We start from the raw sequence: 14,511 nt of genomic DNA, 5'->3' as shown, positions 1-14,511 counted from the left end.
GGGCCTTGCTCCTCCGCTGGCCGGGTCCGGCGCTTTTCGCCAATATATAACACTGTTATAATCCTGCTCCGCGACCATGTCAACGGATGACAAACACTCGCATCTCTGCCAGATACGAAAGCATGGCCATCGACGATGATCGGGCGGACAACCGCTCACGCATGGAAGTGAAGAAGGACGCCCAGCGCCAGGCTCTGCTGGATGCGGCCAGTGAAATGCTCGCGCATGAAGGCCCGGGCGCGCTGTCCTTGCGCAAGCTCGCCAAGAAGGCCGGTGCTTCCACAATGGCGGTCTATACCGCTTTCGGCGGCAAGGACGGCCTCATCGAGGCCCTTTTCGAGGAAGCCTTCGACAGGCTGTCCGACATGCAGGCCGCCGCGCCGCGAGACCCGGACCCGCTGATCTGGCTCGCCAGCCTGGGCGCCGCCTACCGCGCCTTTGCGCTGGCAAACCCCGCCTATTATGCGCTGATGATCTCCGTCACCATGCCGCTGACGGATCATGTGCTGGAGGGACAGCAAGACGACCCGCCCGCGCGCAGCATCTCCCACCACCCTGCCTACAGCCATCTCCGGCAGGCGGTGGAGGCTTGCATCGAGGCCGGGTTCTTCCGCAAAGAGCTCGACGCCGGCGATGTCGCAGACATGCTCTGGGCTCATGTACACGGGCTCTGCAGCATGGAACTTGCGGGCTACTACACCAACGAAAAAGCCGCGCAGGAACGCTTCGACCTGTCGGCGGAAACGATCATGCGCGGCCTTGTCTCGGAGAAGGGGCGAACGCGCCTGGAGAGGCGCTGACCCCTTCCCGATCGTGCCGGGCGGCCTGTCGCGTCAAGCGTCGTCGACGCCGGGATTCACATTCGGAAAACGCCCGATGGGAAACGGCTTGTCGTCGCGCGCAAAGACGAAGAAGGCGACGCATTCCCATACATATTGAGCAAGATTGCGGGTGAAGCCGCGCAGCTCCTCATTCTTCGAGCCGGTCACGGCGACCACGATCAACTGCACGAGACCGAGAAAAATCGAGGCCCAGAAGGCCACATAGCCGAGAAAACCGAAAGCAATCATCCAGAGCAGCCGCCCAAAGAGTTCCGAGCGGTCGGCTTTCGTTTCGGTCGTGCCGCCGGAGCCTGCGCCGTCGCTGCTGCCGGTGGTCGAAGCGGAAGGGTCGCTCATCGCTTATCTCCTCCTGAAAGGCATGGGTCCCCAAAGCCTGGGGGGTTGGGGAACGAATATGCCTAACAGATGTGGGGAGATCGGCCGGGGTTTCAATAATCGGACTGGCAACTATTCGCCCGTGCGGCCCGCGGAAACAGCCGGGCGGACGGGTCAACGCCCGCCGCACAGCCCCAGACGGGCGTTCAGCGCCCGCCGCCGAGCCATTGTCCGTACCCCACATTACCCGGCCCGCCCGACGGCGACATGGGCACCGGATCGAAAAAGCCGAACAAGAGCAGCCCGGCGAGAAACCCGCCGATATGCGCCTCCCACGCCACCGGCGCGGACGAACCGAGCGCAGAGGTGAAACCCGTGGGACCGAACAGCAGATTGATCCCGACCCACGCCCCCACGAAGATCAGCGTGTTCTTGTTGGTCAGCGCCGCGCCGATGCTTGCCTTGCCGCTGGGCACCTGCGCCCCGCCGCCCAGCGCGCCGAGCGGCCCGCCTGAGAGAAACACGAACCGCGCCGCGCCGCCCATGATCCCGGAAATCGCCGCCGAGGCGCCGATCACCGGCACGATGGAATGCGGATATAAAAGAATATGTGTCAGCGCGCCGAAAATGCCGCAGACGAAATAAAAGACGAGAAAGCGTGTCGTCCCCAGCCGCCGCGCAACCGGCGAGCCGAAGGCAAGCAGCCACACCGCATTGGCGCCCAGATGCACCCAGCTTCCATGCATGAAGGTGTAGGTAACGAGCGTCCACAACGCGCCTGCCGCCCCGCCGGGAAAGGTAAAGAACGCCCCGCCCCCTTCCGGTCCGAAATAGCGCACCGGAAAAAGCGCGAATGTGACGATCGCCTCATCCTGCATATCGCTCGACAGGACATAGGCGAAAACGGCGAAGGCGGCGACCATGGTCATGATGAGCCAGAGCACCGGCGAAGGCACGTTGAAGGCAGGCGGTTCCTTGTAGTCCTCTTCGCCCCGGGGGAACGGATCAGCCATGCGCGCCCGCCTTCAATGCCGCTTCCACCAGCGGCAGCCTGTCATTGCCGAAATACATATCGTCTCCATTCACGAACATGGTGGGCGACCCGAAGCCCCCGCGCCGGATCACCTCTTCGGTATTCTCCAGGAGGCGGTCCTTCACATCCTGATCCTTGATGCGACGGCTTACCATGCCCGGATCGAGATCGACACTCTTGCAGATGTCGCGCAGCACATCCGGCTGGCTGATATCCTTGAGCTGGCCCCAATAGGCCTCGAAGACCGCCCGCGCATAGGGAACCAGCTTGCCTTCGTCCTGCGCGACGATCGCGCCGCGCATCGCATCCACCGCGCGGACCGGGAAAACCGGCGGCTTGCCGATCTCGATCCCGCAATAGCGCGCCCAGTCCTGCAAATCCTTGACGTAATAGCGCCCCTTCACCGGATGCGGATTGGCACGCGCATCGTAAACGTCCCGATTGACCTTGTTGAAAATGCCGCCGACCAGAATGGGACGCCAGTCGATCGTCGCGCCGGCGCGCGCCGCGACCTCTTCCACACGGGAGAAGGCCAGATAGGTCCAGGGGCTCGAACAGTCGAAAAAGAATTCCAGCCGGCTCATCTCGTTTCTCCCTTCGCCCCCGCCGGGGCTCCCTTGTTTCAGGACCCGGTGTCCACAAGCGGGACACTCCGCGCGGGCCAACCTCCGCGTCACACCGGGACTCGCCTGGAACGCCCCCGAAATCCTCTCAAAGTCCTAACACGAAAAACCTTTGTTTCCCGCCACTTTTAAGCTCCTGAGCGCCAAAAGTTAACGGCTCCTTACTCATGGCATAGCGGTTGCTACCTCCGTGGCATGGAGGCGGAACCGGGCCAAAAGGGCACCAAACAAACTGGCCGCCGTTCATAACTCTGAACTCAGGAGTAGAAAAAGTGTTCTCGACGGTAACAACCATTCTGGAAGCGGCGAAAGGCCCGAAGCGCGTTGTCGCGCTTGTCGGCCTCACCATGTCGCTGGCCGGTTGCATCAGCCCGCAGGCGGGCAGCGATGGCCGCTATGCGGATCCCATCGGTACCGCCCCGGTGATCAACAACGAAACCCCTTATTCCAATGCGCTGCGCTGCGTGGGTGGCATTGTCCGCCGCGAACATAATGCGCCGCGCATCGCGGTCGGCAATATCCGCGACTACACCGGCAAGATCGACAAGGATGGCGGCGCCAAGCTTACGCAGGGCGGCTCCCTCATGGCGATCTCGGCGCTCGCCAAGGCCGGCGTCCGCCAGGTGGAGCGCTACGACACCTCGGTCACCGAGCTTGAGCTGAAATATGCCAGCAGCAAGCTGATCGGCGATCAGGGCAACAACGCCTCCGACGGCGGCTATCGCCGCATCATGGCCGGCTCCATCGCGGGCAGCGACTATTACATCGTCGGCGGCATCACGGAGCTCAACGCCGATATCCGCGAAGGCGGTATCGATGGCGGTTATTCCAACCTCAATCCGGAAGGCGTCGCCGGTTCGCTCACCGCGCGCCAGTATGTGCTGAATGTCGGCCTGGACCTGCGCCTCGTGGACAGCCGCACGCTGGAAGTCGTGGATGTCGTTTCCTACCAGAAGCAGATCATCGGCCGTGAAATCACGGCGGGCGTCTTCTCCTTCTTCGGCATCAACACGATCGACATCGGTGTAGGCGACAAGGCCGAAGAGCCGATCCAGCTCGCCGTGCGCTCGGTGATCGAACGCGCCGTACTGTCGATGGTCGTGCCGCTCTATCACGTCAATCCGAAGACTTGCGCCAATTTCGGCAAGAACGGCGACCCGCTGGGCGAGATCCACTACAACGCGCCCGTTCCCCATCCCAACAAGGATGGCCGCCAGGTCGCCCAGGCCGACACGCAGGCCAAGCCTGCGCCCACGCCGATGAAGGCGCCGGAACCGGAAGATCCCTACACCTATTACAGCGAGCCCGTTTACACCGGCACGCTGCGCGGGACCTACAACTGATCCCGTAGACCAAGATCCTCCGCCTTCGATGCGAGAACACCGGATGGCGGAGGTGGCTTCAACTGAGTTCGTTGAGAGCGACTTAAGGGGGACTTCGGTCCCCCTTCTTTTTTGTCCGGGGCTTCGTCCTGCCCCGTGCGTCTTGCCCGGTAGCCGCAGCAATATCGAAAAACCAGGTGTCATCCCGGCGAAAGCCGGGACCCATTGGCCTCTCCACTCGGCACTCGGTTGGTGGATCGATCCCTCCACGGCTCCTGCCAATACACCGCGTTACCCCGGACTTGATCCTGGGTCCATGAAGCGTCTGTGAACAGAGGCAAAACCAGATGGATCCCGGCTTTCGCCGGGATGACAGCGCAGGTTTGGTGTGATGCAAAGCATCCAGACAACGCTACCTAACGCGGCAAATGCACCAGCACATTGACGAGCCGACCGAACGGATCGCGGACATAGAAGCGCCTGACGCCCCAGGGCTCGTCCACCGGACCGTATTCCGGCTCGAAGCCCGCGCGGGAGAGCCGCGCCTGTGCTTCCTCCAGATCGTCCACCTCGACGGAGATATCCGGCACCGGCGTCCCCGACCCACCTTCCGACATGACGGAGAGCTGCACGGTCATGCGCGCGTCCGAGCCATAGGTAGCGATCCAGCCCATATCCATCAGCGTGTCGAGCCCCAGCGCCTCGCCATAAAAGCGCTGCGCGGCGGCGACATCTTCCGCCGCGATATTGGCGACGATGCGTTTGACCTTCATGGGGCGGCCTCCTCTCTCCGGCAAGCGCCCCCACTCTAGACACAAAAAAGGGGAGAGCCGAAGCTCTCCCCACGCACGAGGTGCAGTCGCGCGTTAGCTTAGTAGCCGACGCCGCCGGAATAGCTCACCGGCCCGGCATAAGTCGTTTCCATTGCCTCATAGCGGCCATGGCCGCCACGGGTCAGCCAGAGCTGGGCGAAATGCGCCTTGCCCCGGAACGACGTTGCATATTTGCCGCCCGCGAGATGACCGGTCGAGGCGCCGCAGGCAAGCCGCCCGCCATCGCCATAGTGAAGCGTTTCGCCTTCGCCGCAGGTAATCACATAACCGCCCGTATAGTCGGCCTGGTCATGCCCTTCGCCTTCCACCAGCGACCCGATGGTCACGACCAGCGTCTCGCCGGAAAGGCAGGACATCAGCTCGCCACGGCCCTTCGTCACATCGACATCCGGTCCCGGCACGAGAAGCTTCGCAGCTTCTTCCATGCCCTTGGCGTCGGTGCAGATGCCCCGCACGGGCTTGCGCGTGAACTTCTGCGCCACGAAGACGGGGATCGGCCCCATCGTCGTGATCGGCTTGGGCGCATGGATGACCGAGCCGCCCGCGCCGCGCTTTTCATCGCCGAATACCGCCGAGCGAATGCCCGCGGAGGTCGCCTTGGAGGCCGCCTGCGCGTTGGCAAAGGTGCTCGCGGCCGAAGACGCGCTGGCCGAAGCCGTCGCCGAGCCCGAGAACTGGTTCGACAGGTCGACATTCACATTCACGTTGTTGTTGACGGTATTCTGATTGTTCACATCGACATTGTTGTTGTTCGTATTGTTGTTCGTGTTCTGGTTGTTGTTTTGATTGTTGTTCTGGTTCCAGTTGTTGTTCTGGTTATTGTTCTGATTCCAGTTTGAGTTGTGGTTCCAGTTGCCACCGCCACCATGGCCGTGACCGCCCCCATGGCCACCACCGCCATCGTCGCAGCCGCAATCGTCCACCGGAGGCGGCGGAGGCGGTTCGCAACCGCTGCCACAGGCCTGAGCCGCGGTCACACCGCCCATCGCATAAAAGAACGTACCGGCAGCCAGCGCGATCGCGCTTGCCGAGAGATACTTCGTCGTCTGTTTCATATCGCTACTCCTGCACCTTGAGCCGACCCGTTTCGGGTCGCTTGGAGCCCCTTCGGGACACCGTGCCCAACTAAATGCAGATGCCATGCCGCGCGGCGTTTTCCATGCCGGAAAGCCGTCCAGCCGCCGCAGAAATACGCAAATCCAACAAAAACATTAACTTTTTCAAGCCTCAGCCGCATCCCGCCCGCCGCGCCATTAAGAACTTTGCCTCAGCCTGTCGGGCTTCGGATATTTCCTAACCAATTGATTTGAAATGAAAAATAAAAACACCTCCCAAAATTCGCCGGTCGTCGTCGGGGTGCCATTAATGTCTGGCACGCTTTCTGCTCTTAACGGGGCAAGTCAGGCGAATGCGCCGGTCCCGTTCAGAAACGGCACGGGTGGCATTCGAAACCAGGGCAATCGGATCGCCGGGGGCACGATAATGAAACACAAGATCACGCAGACGCTGTTCGATTACTGGAACGCGATCCGGGCCGGCCGCCCGGCCCCGCGCCGCAGCGAGATCGACCCGGGCGACATCCGGCGCCTTCTTCCCTATGTGTTCATCCTCGAGCGCCGCGCGGAAGACAGCTATCCCTTCCGCCTTGCCGGCACGGGCCTCTGCAATATCTACGGCATGGAATTCCGCGGGCACGACATGCTCGCCACCTGGTCCGACGATTGCGCCGAGACGATGCGCAATACGCTGAACGAGGTCACCCGCAATGCCAGCATCGCCATGGTCGAATATACCGCGACCACCGCTGACGGTGCCGAAGTCACTTTCGAAATGATCCTGATGCCGCTCGCCCATGAAAACGGCGCCATCACCCGTGTCCTCGGCGCGATCGTGCCGCTGGACGACGTATCCTGGATCGGCGACCGGCTTCTGTCGCGCCAGTGGATCGACAGGGTCCAGCTCAAGGATCCCGAATTGATGCCGAAGAGCGAACGCCCGGCCCAGGTTGCCGCGCGCCGCATTCTGCGCCAGCGTCCCCCGGCACGCACCGTGCCTTTCGGCAACCAGATGGCCCAGCGCCCGCCGCTTCGCGCCGAACGCAGCTATCTCCGCCTGGTGAAGGGCGGTCAGGAAAGCGCCTGACGGCACTTCCGTTCGCGCAAACGAAAAGGGCCGGTGCATCGCACCGGCCCTTCGTCATTTCAACGATCCCGGCCTGCTCAGGCAGCCGAGCCCACGCGGTCTTCCGCGATCGTCACATCTTCCGGCGGCAGCGGCTTCTTGCCGAGGATATCGTCGGAAATCTTCTCCGCGATCATGATGGTCGGGGCATTGGTATTGCCGCCCACCAGCGTCGGCATGACCGAGGCGTCGATCACGCGCAGGCCTTCCAGCCCGTGCACGCGGCAGCGTTCATCCACCACCGCCATCTCGTCATGGCCCATCTTGGCCGTGCCGACGGGATGATAGATGGTCTCGGCCGTGTCCCGGATCCAGCCATCGATTTCGGCATCGGACTGCTTGTCGGCGCCCGGCCAGAATTCCGGACCGCGATAGGCGTCCATGGCGGGCTGCTCCAGGATGTTGCGCACCATGCGCGTCCCGTCGCGCATCACGCGCAGGTCGTTTTCCGATTCCAGATAGTTGGGCTGGATCAGCGCATGATCGGCCGGATTGGCCGATTGGAGGCCGATATAGCCGCGGCTTTCCGGACGGAGCTGGCAGACATGGACGGTAAAGCCATGCCGGTCGGACTGCTGACGCGCATGGTCGCGCATCATGGCTGCCACGAAATGGATCTGCACATCGGGGATTTCCAGTTCCGGACGCGTCTTCAGGAAGGCGCCGGATTCAAGCCCGTTCGACGTCGCGACACCCGACTTGAAGAAGGTGTACTGCATACCCGCCATCAGCATGCGCAGCGGGTTCGACATGGAATGCAGCGTAATGGGCTGCGTGCATTCATAGATGATCGTGCAGTCCAGATGGTCCTGCATGTTCTGACCGACGCCCGGCAGGTCGGCGACCGTCTCGATGCCGAACTTCGACAGATAGTCGCTCTTGCCCACGCCCGACAGCATCAGCACCTGGGGCGAATTGACGGCGCCGCCCGACAGCAGCACTTCCGCCTCCGCATGCGCGGTCTTCACCTGCCCCTTCTGCGTGTATTCGACGCCGATGGCGCGCTTGCCCTCGAACAGGATGCGATTGGTCAGCGCTTCGGTTTCCACCGTCAGGTTCGGCCGGTCGAGTGCCGGTACGAGATATCCCTTGGCGGCGCTGCACCGCTGGCCGTTCTTGATGGTGTGCTGATAAGGCCCCACGCCTTCCTGCTGCGGACCGTTGAAGTCATCCGTATAGGGATAACCGGCCTGCTTGCCGGCTTCCACGAAGGCATCGAACAGCACATTGGTCTTGCGCGAATTGGAAACGCCGAGCGGCCCCTCTCCGCCATGAAAGGCGCTATTGCCGTTTTCATTGCCTTCGGAGCGGCGGAAATAGGGAAGCACATCGGCAAACCCCCAGCCTTCGAGCCCCATCTGGCGCCACATATCGTAATCGCGCCCATGGCCGCGGATATAGATCATGCCGTTGATGGAGGACGAACCGCCCAGCACCTTGCCGCGCGGCCAGAACAGCTTGCGGTTGTTCAGGTGCTTCTGCTCTTCGGTGTAGTAGTACCAGTTCTCTTTTTCGCCACCGATCAACGATCCCACACCGGCGGGCATGTGGATCATCATGTTCTTGTCCTTGCCTCCGGCCTCCAGCAGCAGAACCTTGTTGTTCGGATTTTCGGTCAGCCTTGCAGCCAGCACACAGCCTGCGCTGCCGGCGCCGATAATGATGTAATCGTACTTACTCATCGTTTCCTGTCCCTGTTGTCGCCGGGGGGAGGCCATCTAAGGGCCCTTCGTGGATACCTGCCGTCCGCGCGGCAGGCCCGGTTGTTCCGGTGTCCGCGGCATTCGCGTAGTTGAAAACCCCGTCCCAGACGGCCGGTCCGGGGCGGGCTTGGCCCGATATTCCGGAATCGCCCAAGCTGACGCAAGCGTCAATTTGGAAATTCCCGTCTCATGTGGGCAGTTTGCCGAAAGCCCCTACGTCTTTCGGCAATACAAATTGTGCCTCCGCATCGGACGGATTACCAGTTCTGAACACTTCATATGTAGGGCTTTGTTAACGCTGACCCCTCTATTATTGAACCTGAGCAAACCCCTCGATTCCGGAAAATTCGGTTTGGACATGGCCACTGAAGCACACGAAGAACGCCGCCGCTACGAGCGCGTCGCCATCGAGGCGAAAGGCCGTTTTCTCGCGCCGGACGGAACCGAGCACCAATGTACGCTGCGCGATATGTCGCTCGGCGGACTTGGCATCTCCTCCGACTACGAAGCGCAGCCGGGAGACCGGGTCATCATCTATCTCGATAATTTCGGCCGCTTCGAGGGCAATATCGTGCGGACATTCGAAGGCGGCTTCGCCATCGAAACCGTCATCAACGGCCCGCGCCGCGAACGCATTCAGGAACGTCTCGCCTCCTACGCGCGTGGCGAAGGCGATGCCGCGACCAGCCGCCGGACCTTCCAGCGCTATGCCGCCGGCGAAGCCGGCGTCGACACGAGGTCGATGCTCCAGATCGACGGCGCACAGCCCATCGAATGCCGGATCATCGATATGTCCCTTGGCGGTGCCCAGGTCGAGATCCAGGACCGGCCGCCCATCGGCACGCCGGTCATGCTCGGCCGGATGAAGGGCCGCATCGTCCGTCATACCGAAGAAGGTATCGGCATCCAGTTCATCGACGTGCCGGAACACGCATCGGCGCTGTCCAAGCCGTTCGGCTGACCTCTCGACACGCCCCTCGCCTATTCCAGACCGGCTTCGAGCCCCGCCCTTCAAGGCGGGGTTTCGTCTGTCCCCACCCCTGAAGAAGCGCCAACCCCGCCCATACCGGAGGCCTCGGGCCAAAAATCGAGGGTCCCCGAAAATTTTTTCGATGGCGGTATTTCCTAACGAAATGTGGATTTAGGGCCTTGTTTACCCACAAAATAGGCGGTCCGCTACAAGCTAAGTCACCGTAATTTCGGGATCTTTGCCTCCTGCCAAAACGAGAAATTCGATTAAAAATCGACTAGATAAAATTTGAATCGACTGTTCTTCAAACACGCTTTTCATTTGCCTTAAACCGGCTCGTACCGGTTAAACGCCGTCAAACCTCTCATACGCAATATGCCCATCAAGGGGAGCCCAGAAGGGGCTCCTTACCGCCCGCTAAGGCGGGCAAGAGATTGGGCATAGAAAATGGTGTGGTGGAAATATCTCGCCGCGATGGCGGGAGTGTGCCTGACGCTGGGTGGTTGTCAGGCACCGGAAGATTCATTTGCAACGGGAAAGGCCTTCGATACAGGCAATAGCACATCCGGCATTCAGCTGGCCTCGGCCAGGATGCCGTCCGGACGGCAGGTGATGCCGCCCTATGGATATATCGGCTTTTGCCTGCGCGACCCGAAGGCATGCGAAGGCGGCACCGATGCGCCTCGCGACATTGCGATGAATGCGCAGAAATGGGCCGAACTCAACAAGGTCAACGATTGGGTGAACCAGAACGTGCCGGAATATGAGGACCGCCAGCTTTTCGGACGCTCCGAATGGTGGACCGTCGCAGACCCGAAGATCGGCGGTGATTGCGAAGACCTCGCGCTCCTCAAGCAGAAGATGCTTGAAAAACGCGGCTGGCCCGCAGAGGCGCTGAGCATCGCCGTCGTCCGGGAGTGGAATGGCGCCGGCCATGCCGTGCTCGTCGTCGCCACCGACAGGGGCGATGTCGTGCTCGACAACAAGACCTGGAAAATCGAACCCTGGAAGGACACGCCCTACACCTGGGTGAAGAAGCAGTCCCGCAAGCGGCCCTATGTCTGGGTAAGCCTCGATCCGGCGAAACCGGCCCGCCTTGCCGATGCCTCGCTGCCGCCCTTGGGCGCCGAACCGCCCTTCCTGACGGCCGCGCGCCGTGTGACCACGGCAAGCAAGGAAGCGCGCATGCAGAAAAGGGAAGAGAGCGCCGGGCTGCGTTCCACGATGACGGACGACGAATCCGGCGCCGGAGCCCGCGCCAAGGGCGACCTGCCGACGGCAACCCTGTCCCTCAACTGACCCCAGGCCGGGCCGATGCGCCCAACATCGTCCGGCCGAAAGAGGCTGGCCCCGCCGTTCCCCCCGGCGGGGCCGGCTGTTTTTCGGCCTCATCTGCAAACGCACTCGTAAACGCATCCGGTCCGGCCTGGCTGTGCCGCATTGACACAAACTTAAGACACACCCTTTAGTATACATCCATCGATCTACACACGTATCGGTCGCAATCGCAGCAACCACCGGACGAGACAAGAGAGATGGTGCAACGGACAAACCGGCCTTATGCCCGCGCGGCACGGCTCGGCTCTATTCTGGTCCTGCTCGGCCTGGCGCTTCAGCCCGCCACGCCGCCGGGCCTTGTCACCGGCACGGCCTCGCAAATACCACGCGATGCCACAGCCCCCGCACCAGGAGAGCGGTCCGTCGAAAGCGGCGCATTGCTGCCCGTTGGCCGTCAGGTCATGCCGCCTGCGGGCTATATCGGCTTCTGCCTGAGAAATCCGGCCGGGTGCACGGGCGGCAGCGACCACCCCGCCCCCATGCATCTGTCGTCGGAGCGGTGGCGGGAACTCAACGACATCAACGACTTTGTGAACAGGTCCATTCCCGAGCGGGACGATCTCTCGCTCTATGGAATGCGGGAATACTGGGCCTATGCCGATCCCGACCGGGGCGGCGACTGCGAAGACCTTGCGCTTCTGAAACAACGCCTGCTCACGGAGCGCGGCTGGCCGCTCACGGCGCTTTCCGTCGCCGTGGTCCGCCAATGGAACGGCGAAGGACATGCCGTTCTGCTGGTCGCCACCGATCGCGGCGATCTCGTGCTCGACAATATGACCTGGAAAATCCTGCCCTGGCGACAGGCGCCCTATGAATGGCTGATGCGTCAGTCGCATCGCCGGCCCTATATCTGGGTCGCGCTGGATCCGGATGGCGAGGACGGGCCGGCGGTTCTCGCGAACCTGCCGCCGCCCGGCACCGAGCCGCCTTTCATGGCGGCGGCCCGGCGCTTCAAGCAGATGACGGCCTCGCTGGCGGAAACGCGCGCCGCCGCGACGCCCTGACGGGACTTACCTGCCCCTTCTCACTTGCCTTTCCACTGCGGCTTGCGCTTCTCGGCAAAGGCCCGCGGACCTTCGATGAGGTCTTCCGATTTGAAAAGCGCGGCAACGGAGGGATATTTGCCTTCGACCGCCTTCTTGAGATCGGCCTCGTCCAGACCGCGATAGACGGATTCCTTGGAAGCCCGGATCGACATCGGCGAACATTCCGCAATGAGCCCCGCCCACCGCTTCGCCGCATCGAGCAATTCCGCCTGCGGCACGACCTCGTTCACGAAACCGAGTTCCTTGCCTTCTTCGGCGGAGACCTGACGGCCGGTGAGGATCATGCCCATGGCCTGTTTCACCGGGATCTGGCGTGGCAGACGGTGCAGGCCGCCGGCCAGCGCGGCAAGGCCGACTTTCGGCTCAGGCAGCGCGAATTTCGCATTGTCCGATGCAATGATGAGATCGCAGGCCAGCGCAATCTCGAAACCGCCGCCCATGGCAACGCCGTTCACCGCCGCGATAACCGGCTTGGTGATGTTGTAGCGCGCCGTAAGACCGGCAAAGCCCGTCGCCGGCACTTCCATCTTGCCGCCTTCTGCCTGAAAGCGCAGATCGTTGCCGGCGCTGAACGCTCTTTCGCCCGCGCCGGTGATGATGGCCACCCAGAGATCGTCATCGGCTTCGAAATCGTTGAAGATTTCCTCCAGCTCGAAATTCGCCGGCGGATGCAGCGCATTCATGCGCTCGGGCCGGTTGATCGTTACGACGAGAACATTTCCCTCGCGCTCCGCGGTGCAGAATTCTGTACCCATTTTTAGATCCATCCCTGTCGGCGGTCGCCCCGCCGGGGCGCCGCAAATAGCTGTTGAAACGGGACTTTTCTGCCCGTTTGGCCGCCGATCCTGCCCCTGCTCTCCGTATGGAGCAAGTTTCCGGCAATTGACCTCGCGTTAACCAAGTGGTTCTAGGCTTCATTATCACCCCCTTCGCGGCCAATGCGGGGGGATCGCGGCCACACCCGTTTTCCAGGTTGATTCTGCACAGTCATGAGCGCGGCAAATCCCACAGGACAAGACATGTCGGCCGGTGAGAGCCCCGAGGCGGAAACCCGCTGGACGCTCAAATATGGCGACAGGATTTACGGCCCCTACTCGTTTCAGGCGATGCAGACATATATCGCCGAGGGGCGTATCGCAGGCCATAGCCTGATCGCGCCCGAAGGCACGCCGCTCGCCGCTGCCGACTGGCGCCGCGCCGACGAAGTTCCCCATTTCACGAATTTCTTTGCTCTGGGGGGCAAGGACCTCGGGGGTGAAGCCCACCGGCATGAAGGCGAACAGCAGGAGGCCGAATACCCGGTCACCCAAACCAACCGCCCCGTCATCGACGGCACGGAAGCCCGTCCGAAATACGGCCCGGGCAAGGGGCAGCAGGACCGCCGCAAACGGCCCGAAAGCAGCAACTTCATGATCGTGCTCGATGTGAAGTCGCGCTATGCGGGCCCGCTCGAACAGTCGATCATGTCGCTCGGCCCCGCCTACAAGCTGGCGCCGAATGTCTGGTGCGTGAACGCCGCGCCGGATTTGACGGCCCCGGCCCTTCTCAACGATCTGAGCCAGCATATCGGATCGACCGATACGATCTTCGTGGTCGACGCGACGCGGGACCGCGCCGCGTGGAACTCGCGCGGACCGGAAGTGGACGCCAAAATCCGCAAGGTCTGGCGCCGTCCCATCTGAAACCCGGCTGCCGAACGTCACGATTTGACGACAGCGGGCCTTTATCGGCCCGCGCGCGGGTGACATTGCGCCTTGGCGGATGTTAGGCTTGCCGCCGATAAGGGCTTTCAGCACATGGCTGAAGGCCCGTTTTGTTATCCGGATATTGCATGTTCGCCGCGAGGCTGCGGGCATGCGGAAAGGTAAATTGTGGCAGCAGCAAATGGCGATACGGTCCGCGTCCACTATACGGGCAAGCTCAGCGACGGCACTGTGTTCGACAGCAGCGCGAATGGCGAGCCGATTGCATTCGCGGTCGGAAGCCAGACGGTCATTCCCGGCTTCGAGCAGGAAGTGGTCGGCATGGAGCCCGGTGAGAGCAAGACCTTCACCATTCCCAGCGAGCAGGCCTATGGCGAGCATGATCCCCGCCTCGTGCAGGAAGTGCCCCGTACCGAACTTCCCGCGGAAATGGAAATCCAGCTCGGCATGCGCTTGACCGCGACCGCGCAGGACGGCCGCGAGATCCCGCTTGTGGTGACGGAAATGTCGGACGAAGCCGTTCGCCTGGACGCCAATCATCCGCTGGCCGGCAAGGACCTGACCTTCGAGATCGAACTCGTCTCGGTCGACTAGGACCGCGC

Annotated in this window: 15 protein-coding genes; 8 read left to right on the top strand and 7 right to left on the bottom strand. The window is 62.2% G+C overall.

Features of this window, described 5'->3' with window-relative positions:
- Positions 1 to 122 precede the first annotated feature (122 nt).
- Positions 123 to 800 carry a TetR/AcrR family transcriptional regulator gene (locus ACSSVQ_RS17545; protein WP_454184571.1) on the top strand — a complete coding sequence of 226 codons (678 nt, stop codon included), beginning with the start codon at positions 123 to 125 and terminating at the stop codon, positions 798 to 800.
- A gap of 33 nt (positions 801 to 833) precedes the next feature.
- On the opposite strand, the gene ACSSVQ_RS17540 is transcribed toward ACSSVQ_RS17545, so the two are convergent.
- The 3 genes from ACSSVQ_RS17540 to ACSSVQ_RS17530 all read right to left on the bottom strand — a co-directional run bounded on the left by ACSSVQ_RS17540 (position 834) and on the right by ACSSVQ_RS17530 (position 2,774).
- Entirely contained in the window at positions 834 to 1,178 is a 345-nt protein-coding gene (locus tag ACSSVQ_RS17540) for a DUF4389 domain-containing protein (protein WP_339614217.1), read from the bottom strand.
- 185 nt (positions 1,179 to 1,363) lie between these two features.
- Positions 1,364 to 2,170 (bottom strand): rhomboid family intramembrane serine protease, encoded by an 807-nt coding sequence (locus tag ACSSVQ_RS17535; RefSeq protein ID WP_454184570.1) that lies wholly within the window; start codon positions 2,168 to 2,170, stop codon positions 1,364 to 1,366.
- A complete protein-coding gene (locus ACSSVQ_RS17530) occupies positions 2,163 to 2,774 on the bottom strand; it encodes a DsbA family protein (protein WP_454184569.1) in 612 nt (203 codons plus the stop codon). Before ACSSVQ_RS17530 ends, ACSSVQ_RS17535 begins: the two co-directional genes overlap by 8 nt.
- Before the next feature lie 311 nt (positions 2,775 to 3,085).
- Here ACSSVQ_RS17530 and hfaB point away from each other — a divergent pair, with 311 nt between their 5' ends.
- Positions 3,086 to 4,156 (top strand): holdfast anchoring protein HfaB, encoded by a 1,071-nt coding sequence (hfaB, locus tag ACSSVQ_RS17525; RefSeq protein WP_339614223.1) that lies wholly within the window; start codon positions 3,086 to 3,088, stop codon positions 4,154 to 4,156.
- A gap of 395 nt (positions 4,157 to 4,551) precedes the next feature.
- On the opposite strand, the gene ACSSVQ_RS17520 is transcribed toward hfaB, so the two are convergent.
- Together ACSSVQ_RS17520 and ACSSVQ_RS17515 are read right to left on the bottom strand one after the other, a co-directional pair.
- A complete protein-coding gene (locus tag ACSSVQ_RS17520) occupies positions 4,552 to 4,908 on the bottom strand; it encodes a VOC family protein (protein ID WP_454184568.1) in 357 nt (118 codons plus the stop codon).
- A gap of 98 nt (positions 4,909 to 5,006) precedes the next feature.
- Positions 5,007 to 6,023, bottom strand: coding sequence for a hypothetical protein (locus ACSSVQ_RS17515; protein ID WP_454184567.1), 1,017 nt, complete (start codon positions 6,021 to 6,023; stop codon positions 5,007 to 5,009).
- A 427-nt stretch (positions 6,024 to 6,450) separates the two neighbouring features.
- Here ACSSVQ_RS17515 and ACSSVQ_RS17510 point away from each other — a divergent pair, with 427 nt between their 5' ends.
- Positions 6,451 to 7,110, top strand: coding sequence for a PAS domain-containing protein (locus ACSSVQ_RS17510; RefSeq protein ID WP_339614227.1), 660 nt, complete (start codon positions 6,451 to 6,453; stop codon positions 7,108 to 7,110).
- A 77-nt stretch (positions 7,111 to 7,187) separates the two neighbouring features.
- On the opposite strand, the gene ACSSVQ_RS17505 is transcribed toward ACSSVQ_RS17510, so the two are convergent.
- On the bottom strand, positions 7,188 to 8,831 hold the full coding sequence (locus ACSSVQ_RS17505; RefSeq protein ID WP_454184566.1) for a choline dehydrogenase: 1,644 nt from the start codon (positions 8,829 to 8,831) through the stop codon (positions 7,188 to 7,190).
- A gap of 379 nt (positions 8,832 to 9,210) precedes the next feature.
- Here ACSSVQ_RS17505 and ACSSVQ_RS17500 point away from each other — a divergent pair, with 379 nt between their 5' ends.
- The 3 genes from ACSSVQ_RS17500 to ACSSVQ_RS17490 all read left to right on the top strand — a co-directional run bounded on the left by ACSSVQ_RS17500 (position 9,211) and on the right by ACSSVQ_RS17490 (position 12,164).
- Positions 9,211 to 9,813 carry a PilZ domain-containing protein gene (locus tag ACSSVQ_RS17500; RefSeq protein WP_454184565.1) on the top strand — a complete coding sequence of 201 codons (603 nt, stop codon included), beginning with the start codon at positions 9,211 to 9,213 and terminating at the stop codon, positions 9,811 to 9,813.
- Between the two features lie 456 nt (positions 9,814 to 10,269).
- Positions 10,270 to 11,121 carry a transglutaminase-like cysteine peptidase gene (locus ACSSVQ_RS17495; protein ID WP_454184564.1) on the top strand — a complete coding sequence of 284 codons (852 nt, stop codon included), beginning with the start codon at positions 10,270 to 10,272 and terminating at the stop codon, positions 11,119 to 11,121.
- Positions 11,122 to 11,357: 236 nt separating this feature from the next.
- Positions 11,358 to 12,164: a transglutaminase-like cysteine peptidase gene (locus tag ACSSVQ_RS17490; protein ID WP_454184563.1), complete on the top strand. Its 807-nt coding sequence runs from the start codon at positions 11,358 to 11,360 to the stop codon at positions 12,162 to 12,164.
- A 20-nt stretch (positions 12,165 to 12,184) separates the two neighbouring features.
- Here ACSSVQ_RS17490 and ACSSVQ_RS17485 read toward each other — a convergent pair whose 3' ends face one another.
- Positions 12,185 to 12,961, bottom strand: coding sequence for an enoyl-CoA hydratase-related protein (locus ACSSVQ_RS17485; protein WP_293329337.1), 777 nt, complete (start codon positions 12,959 to 12,961; stop codon positions 12,185 to 12,187).
- Positions 12,962 to 13,225: 264 nt separating this feature from the next.
- Between ACSSVQ_RS17485 and ACSSVQ_RS17480 the strand changes: the two genes are divergently transcribed.
- The gene (locus ACSSVQ_RS17480) at positions 13,226 to 13,888 is read left to right on the top strand and encodes a DUF4339 domain-containing protein (protein WP_454184562.1); all 663 of its coding nucleotides are present in this window, start codon (positions 13,226 to 13,228) and stop codon (positions 13,886 to 13,888) included.
- A 189-nt stretch (positions 13,889 to 14,077) separates the two neighbouring features.
- The gene (locus ACSSVQ_RS17475; RefSeq protein WP_454184561.1) at positions 14,078 to 14,503 is read left to right on the top strand and encodes an FKBP-type peptidyl-prolyl cis-trans isomerase; all 426 of its coding nucleotides are present in this window, start codon (positions 14,078 to 14,080) and stop codon (positions 14,501 to 14,503) included.
- The last annotated feature ends 8 nt before the right edge of the window (positions 14,504 to 14,511 follow it).

The organism is Parvibaculum sp. MBR-TMA-1.3b-4.2, assembly GCF_053628815.1.
The sequence above is the reverse complement of the archived record's forward strand: the minus strand, read 5'-3'. Positions and strand labels throughout refer to the sequence as shown.